Genomic DNA, 21924 nt, shown 5'->3' with positions numbered 1-21924 from the left:
GAGTCAGCCGTGATTGATATCAGCCCGTCCGTGATGCAGTTCCTCCTGGCGTTCGTCGTGGCCGCACCCCTCCTCGGGGCCGTCGCCGCCCTCCTGCCGGCCCCGCCCGGCCTCAAGGGCAAGAGCCCCGAACAGGCGGTGCTCCGCCACGGCGTGACCGTCACCGGCGTCATCCTCGCCGCGGCCGTCGCCCTCACCGTCGGCTTCGACCACGACGCCCCGTCCCGCTTCCAGGCGACGACGGACGTCAGCTGGATCCCGGCGCTCGACATCCGGATCCACCTCGGCGTCGACGGCATCTCGCTACCCCTGCTGCTGATGACCGCGCTGCTGTTCTTCCTCTGCGCGCTCTACAGCTACTTCAGGCTCCCCGAGGGCCCCTCCGCGAAGGCGTTCGTCGCCCTGCTCCTGGTCCTGGAGTCCGGCACCCTCGCCACCTTCGCCGTCCTCGACCTGATGCTGTTCTTCCTCGCGTTCGAGATGGTCCTCATCCCGATGTACTTCCTCATCGCCCGCTGGGGCGGTGCCCAGCGGCAGGCCGCCGCCTGGAGGTTCATCCTCTACACGCTGCTCGGCTCCGTGGTCATGCTGCTCGGCCTGCTGCTCATCGGCCTGAACGGCGGCACCTTCGACATGGTGGCGCTCGCCGCCGACAACGGCCGCGGGCTGTCCCACACCACCCAGCTCCTGGCCGTCCTCGCCATCGGCGTCGGCCTCGCCGTGAAGACCCCGATGTGGCCGCTGCACAGCTGGCTGCCGGACGCCCACACCGCCGCCCCCACCGTCGGCTCCGTGCTCCTCGCGGGCGTCATGCTGAAGATGGGCACCTACGGCTTCGTCCGCATCCTGCTGCCCGTCACCCCCGACGGCATGCACACCTTCGCCCCCTACCTCGGGGCCTTCGCCGCCGTCGGCATCGTCTACGGGTCCTTCGCCTGCCTCGCCCTCACCCGCAAGGGCGGCAAGGGCGACCTCAAGCGGCTCATCGCCTACTCCTCCGTCGGCCACATGGGCTTCGTCCTGCTCGGCATCGCCACCATGACCCCCACCGGGGTCAACGGCGCGCTCTTCGCGAACATCGCCCACGGCCTGATCACCGGACTCCTCTTCTTCCTGGTCGGCGCCCTCAAGGACCGCTACGGCAGCAGCGACCTCGACACCCTCGCCGGAGCGACCGGCGCCGCCCTCTACGGCCGCGCCCCCCGCCTCGGCGCCCTCCTCGCCTTCGCCGCAGTCGCCTCCCTCGGCCTGCCCGGCCTCGCCGGGTTCTGGGGCGAGATGCTGGCGCTGTTCGGCGCGTTCGACCCGGCCGAGGGCCTCTCCCGGCCCGCGTTCCTCACGTACATGGCCGTCGGCGCGTTCGGCACCCTGCTCACCGCCGCCTACCTGCTGATCGTCGTACGGCGCGTCTGCATGGGCGACCCGAAGGCGGGCCCCGAGGTCTCCCTCGCCGACGTCCAGCGCTACGAGTTCGCCGCCTGGACCCCCCTCGTCGCCCTCACCGTCCTCGCCGGCCTGTGGCCCGCGGTCCTCCTCGGCCTCACCGACCCGGCCGTCCAGAAGCTCCTCGCAGGAGGCAACTCATGACGGCCCTCACCGTCGCGGCGCCCTCGGCCCCGAACCTCGTGCAGTCCGTCGACTGGCTCGCCATCGCGCCCGTGGTCGTCACCGCCGCCGTCGCCCTGGTCGTGCTCGTCGCGGACCTGTTCCTGCCCGAGCCGCGCAAGCGCCTCCTCGGCTGGGTGTCGGTGGCCGGACTGGCCGCCGCGACCGCCCTGCTGCTGCCGCTGCGCACGGGCGAGCGCACCACGTTCTGCCTCACCGGCGACCCGACCGCGTGCAGCTACACCGCCGACCACTTCGCGCTCGTCGTCCAGTTCCTCGTCCTGGCCGGCGCGCTGGTCACCGCCCTGCTGTCGGTCACCGCCGTCCGCGACGCGCGGATGCCGGCCGGCGAGTACTGGTTCCTGCTGCTGTCCTCGGCCGCCGGCGCCGCCCTGCTGCCCGCCTCCCGCGACCTCGCCACCCTGATCGTCGCCCTGGAGGTCGCCTCCCTGCCCGCGTTCGCCCTCGTCGGCATGCGGCGCGGCGACCGGCTCTCCTCCGAGGCCGCCCTCAAGTTCTTCCTGTCCTCGGTCACCGCGACCGCCGTGTCCCTGCTCGGCGTCAGCTTCGTCTACGCCGCCACCGGCTCCCTGCACCTGACGCAGGTCGCCGACCGGCTCGAAGAGGTCCCCGGACAGCTCGACACCCTCGCCATGGCGGGCGTCGCCCTCACCCTCGTCGGCTTCGCCTTCAAGACCGCCGCCGTGCCCTTCCACTTCTGGGTCCCGGACACCTACGTCGGCGCCCCGCTGCCCGTCGCCGCTTACCTCTCGGTGATCGGCAAGGCCGTCGGCTTCACCGGCCTCGTCCTCGTCACCGTGATCGCCTTCCCGGCGTACTCCGACATCTGGGGCCCCGCCCTGGCCGTCCTCGCCGCGCTCACCATGACCCTCGGCAACGCGGCCGCCCTGCGCCAGTCCGCCGACCGCCGCGACGGCGCCGTACGCCTCCTCGCCTGGTCCTCCGTCGGCCAGGCCGGCTACCTGCTGGTCCCGATCGCCGCCGCCGCGTACTCCGACCGCGACCAGATCGGCGCGACCGTCGCCTACGCCCTCATGTACGCCGTCGTGAACCTCGGAGCCTTCGCCGTGGCCGCCCTGGTGGCCCGTACGAAGCCCCTCCAGCGCATCGCCGACTACCGCGGCCTGTACGCCGAGCGGCCCCTCGCCGCGCTGTCCCTGGCCTTCTTCCTGCTGTGCCTGGCCGGGCTGCCGCCGGGCATCGTCGGCCTCTTCGCCAAGGTCGCCGTCTTCCGCTCCGCGGTGGACGCCGGCCTCGGCTGGCTCGCCGTGGTCATGGCCGTCAACGTCGTCGTCGCCCTGTACTACTACCTGCGCTGGACGGCGCTCCTCTTCCGCGGCCCGGACCCGGACGCGGACGCGCCGGAGCCCGCCGACCGGGAGGCCCCCGCCCCGGCCCGGGCGCCCCGCCCCGTCGTGGTGGCCATCGCCGTCACCGCCGCGACCGCCGTGGTCCTCTCGGGGGCCCCGCAGCTCGTCCTGCGCTTCGCCGCCGGCAGCCTCTTCCCGCAGTAGGGCCGCCCGCACCCCGCCCGTCCGCGAAGGCACCCGTACGAGGACGCGTACGGGTGCCTTCGCGCGTACCCACCCGAACGGCCCAACGGCCACCGCCGCCGCGCCGGCCCCTCCCGAGCGGCCCCGCCGGGGCCCGCCGGGCCGCCCCGGGGCCCCGGGGCGGCCCCCGGCGGCCGGGAACCAGACACCTCCACCTCGCGTTGACCAGGAAGGGAGGGTCCACTGGACCGAAGGCCCCGGTATCCGTCACGGGGTTCTCCCACCGCACCACTTGGAGGGCGTACCGTGCACCGCCGGCACAACGGGCTGAAGACCGCCGTACTCCTCGGCGGGATGTCCGCACTCATCATCGTCATCGGAAGCTTCTTCGGACGGACGGGCCTCATCGTCGCCGTCCTGGTCGCCCTCGGGACGAACGCGTACGCGTACTGGAACAGCGACAAGCTCGCTCTACGCGCGATGCGCGCCCGCCCCGTCAGCGAGTTCGAGGCACCCGAGCTCTACCGGATGGTGCGCGAGCTCTCCACCTCCGCGCGCCGGCCCATGCCGCGCCTCTACATCTCCCCGACCGAGGCGCCCAACGCCTTCGCGACCGGCCGCAATCCGCGCAACGCGGCGGTCTGCTGCACCGAGGGCATCCTGCGCATCCTCGACGAGCGCGAGCTGCGCGGGGTCATCGGCCACGAGCTCAGCCACGTCTACAACCGCGACATCCTGATCTCGTCGGTCGCCGGCGCCCTCGCCTCCGTGATCATGTTCCTGGTGAACTTCGCCTGGCTGATCCCCATCGGCCGCTCCAACGACGACGAGGGCCCCGGCCTGCTCGGCATGCTGCTGATCATGCTCCTCGGCCCGATCGCCGCCTCCGTGATCCAGCTCGCCATCAGCCGCTCCCGGGAGTACGAGGCGGACGCCTCCGGTGCCCAGCTCACCGGCGACCCCCTCGCCCTGGCCAGCGCCCTGCGCAAGCTCGACGCGGGCACCAAGCAGCTCCCGCTGCCCCCCGAGCCCCGCCTGGAGACGGCGAGCCACATGATGATCGCCAACCCCTTCCGCCCCGGGGCCGGACTCTCGAAGATGTTCTCGACCCACCCCCCGATGGCCGAGCGCATCGCCCGGCTCGAACAGATGGCAGGACACAGCCGGTGAAAACCATCCTCAACGTCATATGGCTCGTGCTCAGCGGGATCTGGCTGTTCCTCGGCTACTGCCTGGCCGGCGTCCTGCTCTGCATCACCATCATCGGCATCCCCTTCGGCATCGCGGCCTTCCGCATCGCCGTCTACGCCCTGTGGCCCTTCGGGTACACCACCGTCGAGCGCCGCGACGCGGGCGCCGGCTCCTGCGTCGGCAACGTCCTGTGGCTGATCCTCGCGGGCTGGTGGCTGGCCATCGGCCACGTCGTCACGGGCGTCCTGCTCTGCGTCACGATCATCGGCATCCCGTTCGGCATCGCCAACTTCAAGATGGTGCCGCTCTCCCTGCTGCCCCTGGGCCGCGAGATCGTCCCGACGGACGCCCCGTTCGCCACCCGCTGAGGCCCCGGACGCCCCGGTCGCCCCTCCGCGGTCACCCCGAGGGGCGCCCGTTGCACCGGCAAGCACCCGCCCCGCGCGTTCGCGACCGCACAGATCCGGCGGGTGTCGACGCCGAAGGGCACAACGCGGGCGGCCGCCGGGCGAACCCGGCGGTCTGCCCCCGTTGTGCCCCTCGGGTCAGACGGCGACGAACGCGATCGTGATGATCAGCGGTAGTTCACGAACTGGATCGCGAAGTCCAGCTCCTTGCCCTTGAGGAGGGCCTGGACGGCCTGGAGGTCGTCACGGCTCTTGGAGCTGACGCGCAGCTCCTCGCCCTGGACCTGGGCCTTGACGCCCTTGGGACCCTCATCGCGGATGATCTTGGCGACCTTCTTGGCGTTCTCCTGGGAGATGCCCTCCTCGATGGAGGCGAAGATCTTGTACTCCTTGCCGGACAGCTGGGGCTCGCCGGCGTCGAGCGCCTTCAGCGAGATACCGCGCTTGACCAGCTTGGTCTCGAACACGTCGAGGACCGCCTTGACGCGCTCCTCGGAGACGGCCTCCATGAGGATCTTCTCGCCGGACCAGGCGATCGTGGCGCCCGTGCCCTTGAAGTCGTAGCGCTGCGAGAGTTCCTTGGCGGTCTGGTTGAGGGCGTTGTCGACCTCCTGCCGCTCGACCTTCGAGACGATGTCGAAACTGGAGTCGGCCATGTGCTGTGGCTCCTTGAAGTCGGCTGTGGTGTGCCCCGGAGGGCGCGGCCGGACATCCCCGGCCCGCTCCGCAAAGCCTAGCCACCACGCCCACGTGGGGCGCAGATCAATCCGGTGGCGAACCACCCCCGCACATCGGGTATCGTTTACGTCGTTGCCAGGGAGCGCCGCCGCAAGGCGGAAAAAATGGCAGCGTCTCTTGGCGGTGTGCCCGAGTGGCCAAAGGGAGCAGACTGTAAATCTGCCGGCTCAGCCTACCCAGGTTCGAACCCTGGCGCCGCCACGCGAGTGGAACCCCCGTTCATCTGCGGAAACGCGATGACCGGGGGTTTCTTCGTTTTCCGACCCCCGCGCGAGGGGTCCGCCGCCGCGCCCGCCCCTGCGCGGGGCGAGCGCCGCGAGCCGGACGCTACGGGGCGGTGACCGTCAGGTGGTAGGTCGTGTCCACCCAGAACCCGTTCGTGGCCGAGGCGTCGATCTCCAGGACGAACTGGCCCGCCGGGAGGGGCTCCACGACGCACCACAGACCCCACGCGATCCGGGGTATCCCCGCCGCCCCGAACAGCGGCGAGGAGAACTCGGCCACGTCCAGCGGAGAGCTGTTCAGCGCCGCCGACGCCCGGGTCACCTCCATCCGCCACGGCTTCGTCACGAACGGCACGGCCGGACGCTGCGTGTTCAGCACCGGGAAGAACAGCGGACGGCCCGCCGGGATGCCGCACCGCCGCACCACCCGCCCGCCGTAGGTGCCCGCGAGGAACCACACGTCCTCCGGCTGCCGCCACCCCGCGTGCGCGCCCGTCGTATCGGCCACCGGGCTCTGGTCGAGCGGCGCCGACAGCGCCCACTTCCACCAGCGGGCCGCGAGCCGCCCGCCCTCCACCGCGCCGACCTGCCGGTTTCCGTCTCCCATGACCCGCCCCCACCCCTTCGTACGACGACGGCCACCCCCCGGTGGCCGATCCTCGTGACCCTATCGGGCGCCTCCCGCGCACCGATGGGCGCGGCCCGTCGTTCACGGGGCGTGACATGGACATCGGACACACGGGGGAAGGTCGGGGGCGGCGTCCTGATGGCCCTGCTCGGCGCCGGGATCCCGGCCCTGGTGGGGGCGGCGCTGGACAGCCACGTCGGGGAGCCCTACCGCGAGACCCGGCTCTACTTCGGCACGCAGCGCCCGGGCGCCGCGGGCCCCGTCACCCCGGCGGAGTTCACCCGGTTCCTCGACGGCGAGGTCACCCCCGCGTTCCCCGAGGGGTTCACCTTCCACGAGGGCCACGGCCAATGGCGCGACGCGCGGGGCGCGCTCGCCCGCGAGAGCGCGTACGAGGTCGTGCTCCACTACCCGGAGCAGGAGGCCGAGGAGCGCGGGGCGCACGTCGAGGCGATCCGCAGGGCCTACGAGAGGCGGTTCCACCAGGAGTCCGTCGGACGCTCCGACGACAAGCTGGAAGCGGAGTTCTGAGCCGGGCTCAGCGCCCGCCCGACGCCCGTCCGTCGCCCGGGGCCGGGAACGTCGTCCCCGGCCCGGTCGGCCCCTCAGTTGCCCGCCATGTCCTTCACCGCCACCGACACCGGCGTGGAGCCCTGGACGAGCTCCAGCGTCAGGCCCGCCGTCGCCGGCGTCTCCACCAGCTCCGCCAGCACCGCCGCGACGTCGTCACGGGTCACCGGGCCCCGGCCGGCGTCCGCCTCCAGACGCACCAGGCCCCGGCCGGCGTCGTCGGTCAGCGTCCCCGGCCGCAGGATCGTCCACTCCAGGCCCAGCCGGGTGCGCAGGTGGTCGTCCGCCTCGCCCTTGGCCCGCAGGTACACGTCGAAGACCTCGTCGCCCTCGCGGCGGGCGTCCGAGCCCATCGTGGAGACCATCAGGAAGCGGCGTACGCGGGCCCGTTCGGCGGCGTCGGCGAACAGCACCGCCGCGGCCCGGTCCACGGTGTCCTTGCGCGCGGCCCCGCTGCCGGGGCCGGCCCCGGCGGCGAACACCACCACGTCCGCGCCCTGGAGGATGCCCGCCACGTGCTCGACGGAAGCCGACTCCAGGTCGCACAGCACCGGTTCGGCGCCCGCCTCCCGCAGGTCGTCGCCCTGCTCCGGGTCGCGGATGATCCCCGCGACCTCGTACCCGCGCGCGGAGAGCAGCCGCTCCAGCCGCAGCGCGATCCGACCGTGTCCACCAGCGATGACGATGCGCATGTCCCGACCGTACGACGAGCCGGCCGCCCACGCCCGCGCTGCCCCGCCGGCGCAGCGGGGCGGGATCAGGGCCCGGGCTCCACACGGCCCTGCCGGGGCAGGTCCAGGGCGACCGCCACGGCCGAGTCGCAGTACTCCCGTACGGCACTCGTCCGGGCTACGACGCGCCCCCGGTGGATCACGATCCGGCTGTACGCCAGGGAGAGCACCCCCGCGATCCGCTCCCCGCGCACGGCCAGCAGCTCCGCCGGGAACCCGGCCTCCACCCGGACCTCGGGCAGGGCCATGGCCTCGCGGGCGTGGGCGCTGACGGCCTCGTAGGCCTCCATCGGCCGCAGCCCGCCCTGGGAGGCCAGCAGGTACGCGGCTTCGAGCGGATCGCCACGGCCGACCGGGTTGCCGGCGTCCCGCAAGGCCCCACTGCCCGCGGCGACCCGGACCCCGGCGGAGCGCAGCAGGCGGACGGGGGCGGTGCGCAGGCCGCGGCGTTCCAGGGCCGCGCAGTCGCCCTGGGGCAGGCAGGTGACCCGTACGCCGGCGGCGGCCAGCCGGTCGGCCGTGCGGGCGGCGACGTCCAGGGGGAGGCGCGACAGGCCGCCGCAGGGGCCGATGGTCACGCCGGGCCGCAGCCCCCCGGCCATCGCGGCCAGCCGGGCGAGGCGGCCCGGGTCGTCACCGTCCGTGTGCAGGTCGACGGGGCAGCCGTGTTCGTCGGCCAGTTCCAGCACCGCTTCGAGGAAGCCCGTCGGGTCGGGGTCCAGGTCGGGGCAGCCGCCGATCACGCAGGCGCCCATCTTGACGGCGTCGCGCAGCATGGCGAGCCCGTCGGCGCCGGCGGCCCCCGTCAGCAGTCGGGGCACGGCCACGGCGGTCAGGTCGGCGAGCCCGCGCAGGGAGCGGCGGGCCTGGAGCACGGCCTCCAGCGGGCCGAGCCCGTGGACGTCTCCGATGCGCACGTGGGAGCGGACGGCCGTCGCCCCGTGGCCGAGCTGGAGCAGCGCGGCCTCGGTGGCGCGGCGCTGCACCTCCTCGGGGGCGTACGAGACGGGCCCCTCGGCGTCGGCGGTCAGGGCGGTGTCCCCGTGGGCGTGCGGTTCGGCGGGGGCGGGCAGGAGCAGGTACCCGCGCAGGTCGACCCGGGCCAGGGCGGGCGCGGGGAGGCTGCCCGCCGTGCCGACGGCCTGGATGCGCCCGGCGCCGATGCGGACGTCGACGGTCCGTCCGTCGGTCAGCCGGGCCCCGGTCAGGAGCAGGCCGGTGCCCTCGGGGCCGGGGGTGCCGAGGGGCGGACGGGCCGGGTTCCGGGCGGGTCCGCCGGCCCCGGCCTGGTTCCGCGAGGACGGGGGCGGCGGCTGCTGCGGCTGGCTGTCGGACATCGGGCTCCTGCGGGGGCTCGGGCGGTTCCTGTGCCGTGGCCGCGGCCTGCGGCCCAAGATCACGCAGCGTGCTCAGAGCCTAGGGCGCGGGGGTCTTCGGTTCGCGGAAGGGCGCAATAGTCGTACCGGTGTGTGCCCGGGGGCCCGGGGGGTCCCGCGCGGTCCCGGCGCCCGCGCCCGCGTCCGCGCCGCCGGACGGGCCCGCGCACGCGCCGCCCGGGCACACCGCCGCACCGCCGCCGCACACCACCGCACCGCCGCCGCACCCCGCCGGGCGCGCCCGCGCGGGCGCGGGCTGTGACCCCGGCCACAAACGGGCCGAAAAACGGCCCGGAAGCCCTCCGGGCGTTGATCGAAATCCCGGCCGGACCTCTTCCGAGGCCAGTCCCCGCAAAGGATTTGGGCGATCGGCCGGCAACCGTGTAATGTCTTCCTCGCTCGCCCCAATAGCTCAGTCGGTAGAGCGTCTCCATGGTAAGGAGAAGGTCTGCGGTTCGATTCCGCATTGGGGCTCTGGTGAGAGAGGTTCCCCACCCTCGGGTGGGGAACGGATCTCATCAAAGCGGCGTAGCTCAGTCGGTAGAGCAAGCGGCTCATAATCGCTGTGTCACCGGTTCAAGTCCGGTCGCCGCTACCCACAGTAGCCGATTGCGGGGTCGGTCTCCCGATCGGCTACTCTTTTATGCGTTCATCCGTCCCATAGTCCGTCAAGGAGCACTCACGTGGCTGCCACCGACGTCCGCCCGAAGATCACGCTGGCCTGCGTGGAGTGCAAGGAGCGGAACTACATCACCAAGAAGAACCGGCGTAACAACCCGGACCGCATGGAGATGAAGAAGCACTGCCCGCGCTGCAACTCGCACACCGCGCACCGCGAGACCCGCTGATCCTGGCGAAGTCTCGAATATAGGCACCGTCATGAGGTCGTCCCCTTCATTGGGGGGCGGCCTTGTGTCGTTTCCGGACCGGGATCTTTCGTGTCCCTTCAACAGGAGGTAGTGAGCCATGGCCCTCGACCAGACCTTCGTGGGGCGGACCTACCCGCCCACCGAGCCGTACGAGGTCGGCCGGGAGAAGATCCGCGAATTCGCGGTCGCGGTGGGTGACGAGAATCCCGCCTACACCGACCCCGAAGCCGCCAAGGCGCTCGGTCACCAGGATGTGATCGCTCCGCCGACTTTCGTGTTCGCGATCACGTTCGCGGCCGCGGGTCAGGTCATCGAGGACCCGCAGCTGGGTCTGGACTACAGCCGCGTGGTGCACGGGGACCAGAAGTTCTCCTACGTCCGCCCCGTGCGGGCCGGCGACCGGCTCACCGTCACCTCCACCATCGAGGCCGTGAAGTCCCTCGCGGGCAACGACATCGTCGACATCCGCGGTGAGGTCCACGACGAATCCGGCGAGCACGTCGTCACGGCGTGGACCAAGCTCGTTTCCCGCGCCCCCGAGGAGGCCTGAGATGACCGCGCAGATCCAGTACGCCGACGTCGAGGTCGGCACCGAGCTGCCGGCGCAGTCCTTCCCCGTGACGCGCGCCACCCTCGTCCGCTACGCCGGTGCCTCGGGTGACTTCAACCCGATCCACTGGAACGAGAAGTTCGCCAAGGAGGTCGGGCTGCCGGACGTGATCGCGCACGGCATGTTCACCATGGCCGAGGCGATCCGCGTGGTGACCGACTGGGCGGGCGACCCGGGGGCGGTCGTGGAGTACGGCGTGCGCTTCACCAAGCCGGTGGTCGTCCCCAATGACGACGAGGGTGCGCGCATCGAGGTCTCCGCGAAGGTCGCCGCCAAGCTGGACGACAACAAGGTGCGGGTGGACCTGGTGGCCATGAGCGCGGGCCAGAAGGTCCTCGGCATGTCCCGTGCGGTGGTCCGGCTCGCCTGAGCGGTCCGCCGCGCCGCCCGGGGCGGCCGGACGGGGGGACCCCGTGGGTACGGGGTCCCCGCCGATCGGGGCGCCCCCACCTCCTTGACGTAGTTAGTGAGTGCGCACTAACTTTGTCGTATGGCAAGGATGAGTGCGGAGGAGCGGCGCGAGAGCGTCATCCGGGCGGCGGTCCGGGAGTTCGCGCGCGGTGGGTACCACGGGACCTCCACCGAGGCGATCGCCAAGCGCGTCGGCGTCTCCCAGCCCTACCTCTTCCGGCTCTTCCCCGGCAAGCAGGCGATCTTCCTCGCGGCCGCCGCGCGCTGCATGGAGACCACCCGCGAGGCCTTCGCCGGCGCCGCCGAGGGGCTGGAGGGGGAAGAGGCCCTGGACGCGATGGCCGGCGCCTACACGCGGCTGATCGCCGAAGACCCGCACGTGCTCCAGATGCAGCTCCAGATGTACGTCACCGTCGCCGCGGCCGAGGCCGCCGGGGACCACGAACTCGGCGAGCTCGTCCGGGCCGGCTGGCTGGAGCTGTGGGACACCGTCGCGGTGCCGCTCGGCGGTGACGTGAAGGGGGTCACCTCCTTCATGGCCCTCGGGATGCTCATCAACACCCTCTCCGCCATGGGGTTCCCGGCCGGGCACCGCATCTGGGAGGGCATCCACCCCGCGGAGGGGGAGCCCGGGAAGGGGCCCGAGGATCGCGAGGGGGCCGAGGATCGCGAAGGGGTCGAGGGGCCCGAGGGGGTCGTCGGGGCGGCGTGATCCACGGGGGCGTTCGGCGCCCCTTTTTTTGCCCAAGAAAGTTAGTCAGCAATAACTAACCAACCAGGGGGACCGCAGAGATGGAACAGCCGAAACTCCGGGAGACCGGCAGCCTCAAGGGCCCCGCCGCGTGGGCGCTCGTCCTCACCGGCGTCGCGAGCTTCATGGCCGCCCTCGACAACCTCGTCGTCACCACCGCCCTCCCCGCCATCCGCGCCGACCTCGGCGGCGGACTGGAGGAACTGGAGTGGACGGTGAACGCCTACACCGTCACCTTCGCCGTCCTGCTCCTCTTCGGCTCCGCCCTCGGCGACCGCTTCGGCCGCCGCCGCCTGTTCATCGGCGGCCTCGCGGTCTTCACCGCCGCCTCCGCCGCGGCCGCCCTCGCCCCCGGGATCGACGCCCTGATCGCCGCCCGCGCCGTCCAGGGCGTCGGCGCGGCCGTCATGATGCCGCTCTCCCTCACCCTGCTCACCGTCGCCGTCCCCGCCGCCCGCCGGGGCGTCGCCCTCGGGATCTACGGAGCCGTCGGCGGTATGGCGGTCGCCAGTGGCCCCCTCATCGGTGGCGCCCTCACCGAACACATCTCCTGGCAGTGGATCTTCTGGCTCAACGTCCCCCTCGGCCTCGCCCTGATCCCGCTCGCCCGCCTGCGCCTCGCCGAGTCCACCCGACCGGACTCCCGCCTGGACGTCCCCGGCACCCTCCTCATCAGCGGAGGCCTCTTCGGCATCGTCTACGGCCTGGTCAACGCCAACTCCCACGGCTGGACCAGCCCCCGCGTCCTGACGGCCCTGACCGTCGGCACCGTCCTCGTCGCCGCCTTCGTCCGCCACGGCTTCCGCGCCGCGGACCCCGTGCTCCCCATGCGCCTCTTCCGCGACCGGGGATTCTTCGGGATCAACATCGCCTCCCTCCTGATGTACCTCGGGATGTTCGGCTCGGTCTTCCTGCTCAGCCAGTTCCTCCAGGGCGTCGCCGGCTACTCGCCCACCCAGGCCGGCCTGCGCATGCTGCCCTGGACCGGCATGACCGTCCTCGTCGCCCCCGTCGCCGGCATGGTCGCCGACCGCATCGGCGGCCGACCCGTCGTCGTCACCGGCCTCGCCCTCCAGGCGGTCGGCCTCGGCTGGTTCGCGGCGGCCCTCGACACCGACGTCCCCTACGTAGACCTGCTCCCCGCCCTCGTCCTCAGCGGCATCGGCATGTCCCTCTACTTCGCCCCCGCCAACCACGTCCTGATGTCCACGGTCGCCCCCGCCGACCAGGGCAAGGCCTCCGGCACCAACAGCGCCCTCCGCGAGGTCGGCGGCGCCCTCGGCGTGGCCGTCCTCGCCTCCGTCTTCTCCGCCCGCGGCGGCTACGAGACCCCGCGCGCCTTCACCGACGGCACCGTCCCCGCCCTGTGGATCGGCGCGGCCGTCGTCGCCCTCGCCGCCGCCCTGGCCCTGCTCCTGCCCCGCCGCACCCGGCCCGCGCCCGCGCCCACGCCCCCGAACGGCGCCGCGCCCACCGGATCCACCACGGCCGCCTTCCCCGCACGGGCCAGGTGACCGGCCCCCGCACCGGCCCCACAGCCGCCGCCACGGGCGACCCGCACCCGGCACCCCTCGAAAGGAACGCGCCGTCATGCCCGACCTCCCCTGGACCACGCCCACCGCGCCCCACCCCGACGCCGAGGTCCACGTCATGGCCTCCCGCTTCGAGACCGCCACCCTCCTCGGCGCCGTACGGTTCTTCCTCAAGGCACCCGGCATCATCAAGCAGCTCCGCACCGCGCCCGGCGCCCACGGAGCCGCCCTGCGCGCCCGCGTCCTCGGCCGCACCTTCGTGACCCTCTCCGCCTGGGCGGACCCGGAGGCACTCCACCGCTTCGCCCGCGCCGAACCGCACCGCACCAGCGCCCGCGCCGCCGCCGCCCACACCAAGGAGGCCGTCTTCACCTTCTGGACCGCCCCGGCCTCCGCCCTCCCCATCGGCTGGGACGAGGCCGAACGCCGCCTCGCCGAGGAAAGCGCCCGCCGCGCGGCGGGCCACGGAAACGGCCACGGGCAGAGCCACTGAGTGCCCCGCCGTGAAGCGAGGGGGGTGGACCGTACTCTTGTCCACGTGCAGGAACTCCACGATGCCCCCCTCGCCCCGCTGACCACCTTCCGCCTCGGCGGTCCCGCGACCCGGCTCGTCGTCGCGACCACCGACGCCGAGGTCGTCGAGACCGTCCGCGCCGCGGACGCCGACGGCACCCCACTGCTCGTCATCGGCGGCGGCAGCAACCTGGTCATCGGCGACCAGGGCTTCGAAGGCACGGCCCTGCGCATCGCCACCACCGGCTTCACCCTCGACGGCACCACCCTGGAACTCGCCGCCGGCGAGAACTGGAGCGACGCCGTCGCCCGCACCGTCGAAGCCGGCCTCGCCGGCGTCGAATGCCTCGCGGGCATCCCCGGCTCCGCCGGCGCCACCCCGATCCAGAACGTCGGCGCGTACGGGCAGGAGGTCTGCGACACCATCACCGAGGTCGTCGCCTACGACCGCACCACCGGCGAGACCGTCACCCTCACCGCCGCCGAGTGCGCCTTCCGCTACCGCGACAGCACCTTCAAGGACCAGCCCGGCCGCTACGTCGTCCTGCGCGTCCGCTTCGCCCTGGAGGACGCGGGCGGCCTCTCCGCCCCCATCAAGTACCCCGAGACCGCCCGCGCCCTCGGCGTCGAGGCCGGCGACCGCGTCCCGGCCGCCCTCGCCCGCGAGACCGTCCTGCGCCTGCGCGCCGGCAAGGGCATGGTCCTCGACCCGACCGACCACGACACCTGGTCCGCCGGCTCCTTCTTCCACAACCCGATCCTCACCGACGAGGCCTACGCCGCCTTCCTCGCCCGCGCCCACGACCGCCTCGGCCCCGACACCGCCCCGCCCGCCTACCCGGCCGGCGAAGGCCGTACGAAGACCAGCGCCGCCTGGCTCATCGACAAGGCCGGCTTCACCAAGGGCTACGGCACCGGACCCGCCCGGATCTCCACCAAGCACACCCTCGCCCTCACCAACCGGGGCGAGGCCACCACCGAGGACCTGCTCGCCCTCGCCCGCGAGGTCGTCGCCGGCGTGCACGAGGCCTTCGGCGTCACCCTCGTCAACGAGCCGGTGACGGTCGGCGTCCGCCTCTGACATGCACTGCCCCCTGCACGGGGCCGGTACGGACCCGACGCGCCTGGTGGGACGCCGGATCGACCGGGTCGTCGCGTCCTGGCACCTCTGCGAAGGCGAACGCTCCGAGGCGCCGCTCGACGTCTGGCTGATCGACGACTCCGGCGACTCCATCCGGATCACCACCGGGTCCGACCAGTGCCTCATCGTCGAATCCGCCACCCCCCACGAGCCCTACGACATGGGGGAGTGGGGGCGCGTCGAGGTCGGCGAGGACCTGGGCCACCACCCCTTCCTGCGCCACCTCGGCGAGACGGTGACCTCCGTCGCCGAGTTCGCGCTGCCCGACCGGGGCCGCACCCACCTGGAGATCGGCTTCCCGGACGGCCGGCGCGTACGGGCCGACTGCCACGAAGGGGACCTGCGGCTCACCCGTTGAGCCAGTGGTCGACCCCCGCCAGCAGCTTGTCCTTCACCTCCTGCGGAGCCGCCGATCCCCGCACCGACTGCCGCGCCAGCTCGGCGAGTTCGGCGTCCGTGAAGGCGTGGTACCGGCGGGCGATCCCGTACTGCGCCGCCAACCGCGACCCGAACAGCAGCGGGTCGTCCGCACCCAGCGCCATCGGCACCCCGGCCTCGAAGAGCGTGCGCAGCGGCACGTCCTCGTGCCGCTCGTACACCCCGAGCGCCACGTTCGAGGCCGGGCAGACCTCGCAGGTGATCTGCCGGTCGGCCAGTCGCCTGAGCAGCCTCGGATCCTCGGCGGCCCGCACCCCGTGCCCGATGCGCGAGGCGTGCAGGTCGTCCAGACAGTCCCGGACCGAGGACGGCCCCGTCAGCTCCCCGCCGTGCGGGGCCGCGAGGAGACCGCCCTCACGGGCGATGGCGAAGGCCCGGTCGAAGTCACGGGCCATGCCGCGGCGCTCGTCGTTGGACAACCCGAAGCCGACGATGCCGCGGTCGGCGTAGCGGACGGCCAGGCGGGCGAGCGTACGGGCGTCCAGGGGGTGCTTCATCCGGTTCGCCGCGATCAGCACCCGCATCCCGAGCCCGGTCTCGCGGGAGGCGGCGTCCACGGCGTCGAGGATGATCTCGACGGCCGGGATCATCCCGCCGAGGAGCGGCGCGTAGGAGGTGGGGTCGACCTGGATCTCCAGCCAGCCGCTGCCGTCCCGTACGTCCTCCTCCGCGGCCTCGCGCACCAGGCGGCGGATGTCGTCGGGTTCGCGCAGACAGCTGCGGGCGGCGTCGTAGAGCCGCTGGAAGCGGAACCAGCCGCGCTCGTCGGTGGCCCGGAGTTTGGGCGGCTCCCCGGCGGTCAGCGCGTCGGGCAGGCGCACGCCGTACTTGTCGGCGAGCTCCAACAGCGTCGACGGGCGCATCGAGCCGGTGAAGTGCAGGTGGAGGTGGGCCTTCGGCAGAAGCGTGAGATCGCGTACGTGCTCCATCAGCCGATCCTGCCGCATCGATCACCCGATTGGCAGCGCATTACCTGAACGGGACATTGCCCGAACGCGAATCCGAGGCGCCGCCGGGTACGCGGGCCGGGTACGCGGGCCGGGTACGCCGCAGGGGCGGCACCCGTGCGGGTACCGCCCCTGCGTCGCGCGTACGGGCCCGGCCTAGGCCTTGGCCTCCGCGAGGAGCTTCTGGATGCGGGACACGCCCTCGACCAGGTCCTCGTCGCCCAGGGCGTAGGACAGGCGCAGGTAACCCGGGGTGCCGAAGGCCTCGCCCGGGACGACGGCGACCTCGGCCTCGTCCAGGATCAGCGCGGCGAGCTCGACGGAGGTCTGCGGGCGCTTGCCGCGGATCTCCTTGCCGAGCAGGTCCTTGACCGCCGGGTAGACGTAGAACGCGCCCTCGGGGGTCGGGCAGAAGACGCCGTCGATCTCGTTGAGCATCCGCACGATCGTCTGGCGGCGGCGGTCGAAGGCCGTGCGCATCTCGTGCACGGCGTCCAGGTTGCCCGAGACGGCGGCGAGCGCCGCGACCTGGGCGACGTTGGAGACGTTGGAGGTGGCGTGCGACTGGAGGTTGGTCGCCGCCTTCACCACGTCCTTCGGGCCGACGATCCAGCCCACGCGCCAACCCGTCATCGCGTACGTCTTGGCGACGCCGTTGACGATGACGCACTTGTCGGCCAGCTCGGGGACGATCGCCGGGAGCGAGACGAACTTCGCGTCCCCGTAGACCAGGTGCTCGTAGATCTCGTCCGTCAGCACCCACAGGCCGTGCTCGACGGCCCACCGGCCGATGGCCTCGGCGTCGGCCTCCGAGTAGACCGCGCCCGTCGGGTTCGACGGGGAGACGAACAGGACGACCTTGGTGCGCTCGGTGCGCGCGGCCTCCAGCTGCTCGACGGAGACCCGGTAACCGGTGGTCTCGTCGGCGACGACCTCGACCGGGACACCGCCGGCGAGGCGGATCGACTCCGGGTAGGTGGTCCAGTAGGGGGCCGGGACGATGACCTCGTCGCCCGGGTCGAGGATCGCGGCGAAGGCCTCGTAGATGGCCTGCTTGCCACCGTTGGTGACCAGGACCTGGGAAGCGTCCACCTCGTAACCGGAGTCGCGCAGCGTCTTGGCGGCGATGGCGGCCTTCAGCTCGGGCAGGCCGCCGGCCGGCGTGTAGCGGTGGTACTTCGGGTTGCGGCAGGCCTCGACCGCGGCTTCGACGATGTAGTCCGGGGTCGGGAAGTCGGGCTCGCCCGCGCCGAAGCCGATCACCGGACGCCCGGCGGCCTTGAGGGCCTTGGCCTTAGCGTCCACGGCGAGGGTGGCGGACTCGGAAATGGCGCCGATACGGGCGGACACCCGGCGCTCGGAGGAAGGCGTTGCAGAGGTCATGCGGCCAATCGTCCCAGACGCCTCCGAGGGCCCGCACACCGTTTCAGTCACCGGACGGAGCAGGTCCGGATGTCTTCTGTTCGACGTCAGGGCCAGGACCACGTACACTCACCTGTCGTTGGTCCTCAACAGCCGCCCCAGAGCGTGAGCACTCCGTGCACTCGCCCGGATGCGGTAGGTTGGGGAGCGCAAAGGGTCGTAGCTCAATTGGTAGAGCACTGGTCTCCAAAACCAGCGGTTGGGGGTTCGAGTCCCTCCGGCCCTGCTTCACACTCCGTCTCGGACGTGTGCGCAGGTACGTACTTCGATGCAACGCCGTGCGGCGCAACCGGGCGCGGCTACGGCCACGACCCGGATTCAGGTGAGAGACGTGACGGACGCCCTGGGCTCCATCGACATGCCTGACGCCGAGGACGACACGCGCGAGAAGAAGGCCCGCAAGGGCGGCAAGCGCGGCAAGAAGGGCCCTCTGGGCCGCCTCGCGCTTTTCTACCGCCAGATCGTCGCGGAACTCCGCAAGGTCGTATGGCCCACTCGGAACCAGCTCTCGACGTACACCACCGTGGTGATCGTCTTCGTCGTGATCATGATCGCTCTGGTGACCGTGATTGACTATGGGTTCCAGGAAGCCATCAAGTTCGTCTTCGGCTGATCCCCGCGGAGGGCGGCGCCTTGATGGGTGCCGCCCGTTTTCGCATGTTCCACCACCTTTTGTATCCAGGAAGAAGCAGCCACCGTGTCTGACCCGAACCTGAACGCGAGCCACGACTCCGTCGAGTCCGTCGAGGACGAGCTCGACATCGTCGAGGCGGCAGACGCTGTGGACCCTGACGAGGCGGAGCTCGCCGACATCGAGGCCGGCGACGCCGCCGAAGAGGCCGCGCTCCACGTCGAGTCCGACGAGGACGAGGACGCCTCCGACGAGGACGAGGACGCCGAGACCGACGAGTCCGACGACGAGGACGACGACGCGGAGGTCGAGGCCGCCGACGACGTCGAGGTCGAAGAGGTCGAGGCCGAGCCCGCCGAGCCGGTGGACCCGATCCAGGCCCTGCGCGACGAGCTGCGCCTGCTTCCCGGCGAGTGGTACGTCATCCACACCTACGCGGGCTACGAGAAGCGCGTGAAGGCGAACCTGGAGCAGCGTGCCGTCTCGCTGAACGTCGAGGAGTTCATCTACCAGGCCGAGGTGCCCGAGGAAGAGATCGTCCAGATCAAGAACGGCGAGCGCAAGAACGTCCGGCAGAACAAGCTGCCCGGTTACGTTCTCGTCCGCATGGATCTGACGAACGAGTCCTGGGGCGTCGTCCGCAACACCCCGGGTGTCACCGGCTTCGTCGGCAACGCGTACGACCCGTACCCGCTGACCCTCGACGAGATCGTCAAGATGCTCGCCCCCGAGGCGCAGGAGAAGGCCGCCAAGCAGGCCGCCGAGGACGCCGGTCTGCCGGCCCCCGCGGTCAAGCGCACCATCGAGGTCCTGGACTTCGAGGTCGGCGACTCGGTCACCGTCACCGACGGCCCCTTCGCCACGCTCCAGGCCACGATCAACGAGATCAACCCGGACTCGAAGAAGGTCAAGGGCCTCGTGGAGATCTTCGGCCGCGAGACCCCGGTCGAGCTGAGCTTCGACCAGATCCAGAAGAACTGATCTTCTGAGCAAAGCTTCCGAATCAGGTCAGACCGGCCCGCAAAGGGCGGTCTGACCTGCTCGGTTTTTAGCCCCGCACCGATACCCGTTATCGTGGTGCGGTATGCCTCCATCCGGATGACCGGAAGGAAGGCTGAAAACTCTCACTAGGACCCGGAGAGAGCAATGCCTCCCAAGAAGAAGAAGGTCACGGGGCTTATCAAGCTCCAGATCAAGGCCGGTGCGGCCAACCCGGCTCCGCCGGTCGGCCCCGCGCTCGGTCAGCACGGCGTCAACATCATGGAGTTCTGCAAGGCCTACAACGCCGCGACCGAGTCGCAGCGTGGCATGGTCGTGCCGGTGGAGATCACGGTCTACGAGGACCGTTCCTTCACCTTCATCACCAAGACCCCGCCGGCCGCGCGCCTCATCCTGAAGAGCGCGGGCATCGAGAAGGGCTCCGGCGAGCCGCACAAGACCAAGGTCGCGAAGCTCACGCGTGACCAGGTCCGCGAGATCGCCACGATCAAGCTGCCCGACCTCAACGCGAACGACCTCGACGCCGCCGAGAAGATCATCGCCGGCACCGCCCGTTCGATGGGCGTCACGGTCGAGGGCTGATCCAGCCCCTCGCAGTTCCCCAGTGGTAGGGCCAAGCGCTGGTCCGCACCACGACTCCATGCCTGAAGCACTTACACAGGAGCAGAAGTGAAGCGCAGCAAGACTCTCCGCGCTGCGGACGCCAAGGTCGACCGGGACAAGCTCTACGCCCCGCTCGAGGCCGTCCGTCTCGCCAAGGAGACCTCCTCCACCAAGTTCGACGCCACCGTCGAGGTTGCCTTCCGCCTGGGTGTCGACCCGCGCAAGGCCGACCAGATGGTCCGCGGCACCGTGAACCTCCCGCACGGCACCGGTAAGACCGCCCGGGTCCTGGTCTTCGCGACCGGTGACCGTGCTGCGGCCGCGGAAGCCGCCGGCGCCGACATCGTCGGCGACGACGAGCTGATCAACGAGATCGCCAAGGGCAACCGCCTCAACGAGTTCGACGCCGTTGTGGCGACCCCGGACCTCATGGGCAAGGTCGGCCGCCTCGGCCGCGTGCTCGGTCCGCGTGGTCTCATGCCGAACCCGAAGACCGGCACCGTCACCATGGACGTCGCCAAGGCTGTCACCGAGATCAAGGGTGGCAAGATCGAGTTCCGCGTCGACAAGCACTCGAACCTGCACTTCATCATCGGCAAGGTCTCCTTCACCGATGAGCAGCTCGTCGAGAACTACGCCGCGGCCCTGGACGAGATCGTTCGTCTGAAGCCGTCGGCCGCCAAGGGTCGCTACATCAAGAAGGCCGCCCTGGCCACCACGATGGGCCCCGGCATCCAGCTGGACTCCAACCGCACCCGGAACCTCCTCGTCGAGGAAGACCCGGCTGCTGTCTGAGTGGTCCGAGCCTGAAGGCTCGCCCGTCACGCAGTGACACGAACGGGCCCTCCGCCCCCTCCACAGGGGTCGGGGGGCCCGTTCCTTTTCTGGCGCGATCACGACGGGCGCGCGACCGGTGATCTCCGTAGGGTCGAAGATCCGATCGAGGAACACACCAGGGGTGGGGACTCCATGCGTACGTACGGCACGAAGACCGCGGGGGCCGCGCTGGCCGTGACACTGCTCGTGGCGGGGGCCACCGGCTGCGAGGGCGGCGCGAAGGCGGACGGGGGGAAGGCGGGCACCACCGCGTCCCCGTCGGCGACGGGAACGGGGAAGGGGACGGCCGACGGCGGGGCCGCGCAGGCCTCCCCGGCCGCCTACCTGGAGAAGGTGAAGCGGAGTTCCGCCGACATCACCTCCGTGCACTACACGATGAAGGGCTCCGTGGCGGGCCAGGAGGTCATAGGGGACGTCACGATGCGCCTGAGGCCGTCCGTGGCGATGGACATGACGATCGAGACGGGCGACGGGGAGTCGACGGGCTTCCGGATGCTCGACGGGGTCGTCTACCTGGGGACGCAGGGCGCGTGGTTCAAGCTCGACGCGTCCGACCGGGCCGGGAGCGCGGGCGGGGCCGCCGGCGGGGGCGTCAACCGCTCCGGGGAGGTGCCCGGCGACCGGGCCGACGGGCTGCTGGCCGCCCCCGACCTCAGGATGGTCGGCGACGAGATCGTGAGCGGGGAGAAGACCAAGCACGTCAGCGGCACGGTCGCGGTGGAGGCGATGAAGACCGCGCCGGCGGCGGATCCCCAGGCCCGGACCCGGCAGGAGGCCCTGGTGCGGCAGCTGGAGTCGCAGGGTGTGAAGAGCCTGGTGACGGACATGTGGATCGACGAGTCCGGTCGCACGCAGCAGGTCCGCACCCGGGGCGAGGGCACCGCCGGGCCGCTCGACGTCACCGTGAAGTTCGTTTCGTACAACCAGGCGGTGAACATCACGGCGCCCCCGGCCGATCAGCTCGCCGATCTTTCCGCACTCGCGCGGCCCTGAGCCCGGGCTGACCTGGGGGAACGTGCGGAGGCGGCCCCGCGGGGGAGGGGCGGGGACGGGCGGATTTGCTTGACGTCGGATCGTTCGCGTACGCTTCCCCAGAAGCCAAAGACCGCTGGTCGTTGCCGTGCCCGCAAGGGAACGGTGGCCGAAGGATCCGCTGCGAGCGGACGTCCTGCGCAGGTGTTCGTGGAAAGCTCCTGAATCTGATTCGGTTGAGCCCTGCCCCGTGCGCTTGCGCCG

General features: G+C 71.7%; 24 protein-coding genes and 4 tRNA genes. 22 read left to right on the top strand and 6 right to left on the bottom strand.

Annotated elements, in window-relative coordinates; all coding sequences use genetic code 11:
• The first annotated feature begins 33 nt into the window (after positions 1 to 33).
• The 4 genes from ACZ6ZI_RS28275 (at position 34) to ACZ6ZI_RS28260 (ending at position 4678) form a co-directional block, all read left to right on the top strand.
• Positions 34 to 1587: a complex I subunit 4 family protein gene (locus tag ACZ6ZI_RS28275; protein WP_469525313.1), complete on the top strand. Its 1554-nt coding sequence runs from the start codon at positions 34 to 36 to the stop codon at positions 1585 to 1587.
• The gene (locus ACZ6ZI_RS28270) at positions 1584 to 3140 is read left to right on the top strand and encodes an NADH-quinone oxidoreductase subunit N (RefSeq protein ID WP_469525274.1); all 1557 of its coding nucleotides are present in this window, start codon (positions 1584 to 1586) and stop codon (positions 3138 to 3140) included. Before ACZ6ZI_RS28275 ends, ACZ6ZI_RS28270 begins: the two co-directional genes overlap by 4 nt.
• 285 nt (positions 3141 to 3425) lie before the next feature.
• On the top strand, positions 3426 to 4289 hold the full coding sequence (htpX, locus tag ACZ6ZI_RS28265; protein WP_363060056.1) for a zinc metalloprotease HtpX: 864 nt from the start codon (positions 3426 to 3428) through the stop codon (positions 4287 to 4289).
• Positions 4286 to 4678 carry a YccF domain-containing protein gene (locus tag ACZ6ZI_RS28260; RefSeq protein ID WP_363060058.1) on the top strand — a complete coding sequence of 131 codons (393 nt, stop codon included), beginning with the start codon at positions 4286 to 4288 and terminating at the stop codon, positions 4676 to 4678. The genes htpX and ACZ6ZI_RS28260 overlap by 4 nt, the downstream gene beginning before the upstream one ends.
• Positions 4679 to 4884: 206 nt before the next feature.
• On the opposite strand, the gene ACZ6ZI_RS28255 is transcribed toward ACZ6ZI_RS28260, so the two are convergent.
• The gene (locus ACZ6ZI_RS28255; RefSeq protein ID WP_363060060.1) at positions 4885 to 5373 is read right to left on the bottom strand and encodes a YajQ family cyclic di-GMP-binding protein; all 489 of its coding nucleotides are present in this window, start codon (positions 5371 to 5373) and stop codon (positions 4885 to 4887) included.
• Positions 5374 to 5574: 201 nt separating this feature from the next.
• On the opposite strand from ACZ6ZI_RS28255, the gene ACZ6ZI_RS28250 reads away from it, so the two are divergent.
• A tRNA-Tyr gene (locus tag ACZ6ZI_RS28250) sits at positions 5575 to 5656 on the top strand.
• 126 nt (positions 5657 to 5782) lie between these two features.
• On the opposite strand, the gene ACZ6ZI_RS28245 is transcribed toward ACZ6ZI_RS28250, so the two are convergent.
• Positions 5783 to 6286: a hypothetical protein gene (locus tag ACZ6ZI_RS28245; protein ID WP_469525271.1), complete on the bottom strand. Its 504-nt coding sequence runs from the start codon at positions 6284 to 6286 to the stop codon at positions 5783 to 5785.
• A 159-nt stretch (positions 6287 to 6445) separates the two neighbouring features.
• Between ACZ6ZI_RS28245 and ACZ6ZI_RS28240 the strand changes: the two genes are divergently transcribed.
• Positions 6446 to 6838 carry a DUF3574 domain-containing protein gene (locus ACZ6ZI_RS28240; RefSeq protein WP_469525269.1) on the top strand — a complete coding sequence of 131 codons (393 nt, stop codon included), beginning with the start codon at positions 6446 to 6448 and terminating at the stop codon, positions 6836 to 6838.
• A gap of 74 nt (positions 6839 to 6912) precedes the next feature.
• Here ACZ6ZI_RS28240 and ACZ6ZI_RS28235 read toward each other — a convergent pair whose 3' ends face one another.
• The gene (locus tag ACZ6ZI_RS28235) at positions 6913 to 7569 is read right to left on the bottom strand and encodes an SDR family oxidoreductase (protein ID WP_469525267.1); all 657 of its coding nucleotides are present in this window, start codon (positions 7567 to 7569) and stop codon (positions 6913 to 6915) included.
• A 65-nt stretch (positions 7570 to 7634) separates the two neighbouring features.
• Entirely contained in the window at positions 7635 to 8945 is a 1311-nt protein-coding gene (locus ACZ6ZI_RS28230) for an amidohydrolase family protein (protein WP_363060068.1), read from the bottom strand.
• Positions 8946 to 9385: 440 nt separating this feature from the next.
• Between ACZ6ZI_RS28230 and ACZ6ZI_RS28225 the strand changes: the two genes are divergently transcribed.
• The 10 genes from ACZ6ZI_RS28225 to ACZ6ZI_RS28180 all read left to right on the top strand — a co-directional run bounded on the left by ACZ6ZI_RS28225 (position 9386) and on the right by ACZ6ZI_RS28180 (position 15169).
• Positions 9386 to 9458, top strand: a tRNA-Thr gene (locus ACZ6ZI_RS28225).
• A 48-nt stretch (positions 9459 to 9506) separates the two neighbouring features.
• A tRNA-Met gene (locus ACZ6ZI_RS28220) sits at positions 9507 to 9579 on the top strand.
• An 88-nt stretch (positions 9580 to 9667) separates the two neighbouring features.
• Positions 9668 to 9832 (top strand): 50S ribosomal protein L33, encoded by a 165-nt coding sequence (gene rpmG / locus ACZ6ZI_RS28215; RefSeq protein ID WP_007265873.1) that lies wholly within the window; start codon positions 9668 to 9670, stop codon positions 9830 to 9832.
• Positions 9833 to 9950: 118 nt separating this feature from the next.
• Positions 9951 to 10403, top strand: coding sequence for an FAS1-like dehydratase domain-containing protein (locus ACZ6ZI_RS28210; RefSeq protein WP_469525266.1), 453 nt, complete (start codon positions 9951 to 9953; stop codon positions 10401 to 10403).
• Position 10404: 1 nt separating this feature from the next.
• Positions 10405 to 10833: a MaoC family dehydratase gene (locus ACZ6ZI_RS28205; RefSeq protein WP_363060072.1), complete on the top strand. Its 429-nt coding sequence runs from the start codon at positions 10405 to 10407 to the stop codon at positions 10831 to 10833.
• Between the two features lie 120 nt (positions 10834 to 10953).
• The gene (locus ACZ6ZI_RS28200) at positions 10954 to 11586 is read left to right on the top strand and encodes a TetR/AcrR family transcriptional regulator (protein WP_469525263.1); all 633 of its coding nucleotides are present in this window, start codon (positions 10954 to 10956) and stop codon (positions 11584 to 11586) included.
• Positions 11587 to 11666: 80 nt separating this feature from the next.
• Positions 11667 to 13139, top strand: coding sequence for a DHA2 family efflux MFS transporter permease subunit (locus ACZ6ZI_RS28195; protein ID WP_469525262.1), 1473 nt, complete (start codon positions 11667 to 11669; stop codon positions 13137 to 13139).
• A 76-nt stretch (positions 13140 to 13215) separates the two neighbouring features.
• A complete protein-coding gene (locus ACZ6ZI_RS28190; RefSeq protein ID WP_469525260.1) occupies positions 13216 to 13650 on the top strand; it encodes a DUF3291 domain-containing protein in 435 nt (144 codons plus the stop codon).
• A gap of 24 nt (positions 13651 to 13674) precedes the next feature.
• The gene (locus tag ACZ6ZI_RS28185) at positions 13675 to 14751 is read left to right on the top strand and encodes a UDP-N-acetylmuramate dehydrogenase (protein WP_469525257.1); all 1077 of its coding nucleotides are present in this window, start codon (positions 13675 to 13677) and stop codon (positions 14749 to 14751) included.
• A gap of 1 nt (position 14752) precedes the next feature.
• Complete coding sequence (locus tag ACZ6ZI_RS28180; protein WP_469525255.1) at positions 14753 to 15169, top strand: hypothetical protein; 417 nt, start codon at positions 14753 to 14755, stop codon at positions 15167 to 15169.
• On the opposite strand, the gene ACZ6ZI_RS28175 is transcribed toward ACZ6ZI_RS28180, so the two are convergent.
• Positions 15159 to 16178: an adenosine deaminase gene (locus ACZ6ZI_RS28175; protein ID WP_363060083.1), complete on the bottom strand. Its 1020-nt coding sequence runs from the start codon at positions 16176 to 16178 to the stop codon at positions 15159 to 15161. The two genes, ACZ6ZI_RS28180 and ACZ6ZI_RS28175, sit on opposite strands and share 11 nt — an antisense overlap.
• Positions 16179 to 16352: 174 nt before the next feature.
• Positions 16353 to 17579, bottom strand: a complete 1227-nt coding sequence (locus tag ACZ6ZI_RS28170; protein WP_363060085.1) for a pyridoxal phosphate-dependent aminotransferase — start codon at positions 17577 to 17579, stop codon at positions 16353 to 16355.
• Positions 17580 to 17771: 192 nt separating this feature from the next.
• Here ACZ6ZI_RS28170 and ACZ6ZI_RS28165 point away from each other — a divergent pair.
• The 6 genes from ACZ6ZI_RS28165 (at position 17772) to ACZ6ZI_RS28140 (ending at position 21681) form a co-directional block, all read left to right on the top strand.
• Positions 17772 to 17844: transfer RNA gene (locus ACZ6ZI_RS28165), tRNA-Trp, on the top strand.
• A 105-nt stretch (positions 17845 to 17949) separates the two neighbouring features.
• Positions 17950 to 18231, top strand: coding sequence for a preprotein translocase subunit SecE (gene secE / locus ACZ6ZI_RS28160; RefSeq protein ID WP_363060087.1), 282 nt, complete (start codon positions 17950 to 17952; stop codon positions 18229 to 18231).
• 84 nt (positions 18232 to 18315) lie between these two features.
• Positions 18316 to 19230: a transcription termination/antitermination protein NusG gene (gene nusG, locus ACZ6ZI_RS28155; protein WP_469525251.1), complete on the top strand. Its 915-nt coding sequence runs from the start codon at positions 18316 to 18318 to the stop codon at positions 19228 to 19230.
• Between the two features lie 165 nt (positions 19231 to 19395).
• Positions 19396 to 19830, top strand: a complete 435-nt coding sequence (rplK, locus tag ACZ6ZI_RS28150; protein WP_249767327.1) for a 50S ribosomal protein L11 — start codon at positions 19396 to 19398, stop codon at positions 19828 to 19830.
• Positions 19831 to 19917: 87 nt separating this feature from the next.
• Positions 19918 to 20646, top strand: coding sequence for a 50S ribosomal protein L1 (gene rplA, locus ACZ6ZI_RS28145; RefSeq protein WP_363060091.1), 729 nt, complete (start codon positions 19918 to 19920; stop codon positions 20644 to 20646).
• Between the two features lie 174 nt (positions 20647 to 20820).
• Entirely contained in the window at positions 20821 to 21681 is an 861-nt protein-coding gene (locus tag ACZ6ZI_RS28140) for an SCO4651 family lipoprotein (RefSeq protein WP_469525249.1), read from the top strand.
• Positions 21682 to 21924: the final 243 nt, after the last annotated feature.

The organism is Streptomyces sp. NPDC103540 (assembly GCF_055584445.1).
This window is presented reverse-complemented; position numbering and strand designations above follow the sequence as displayed.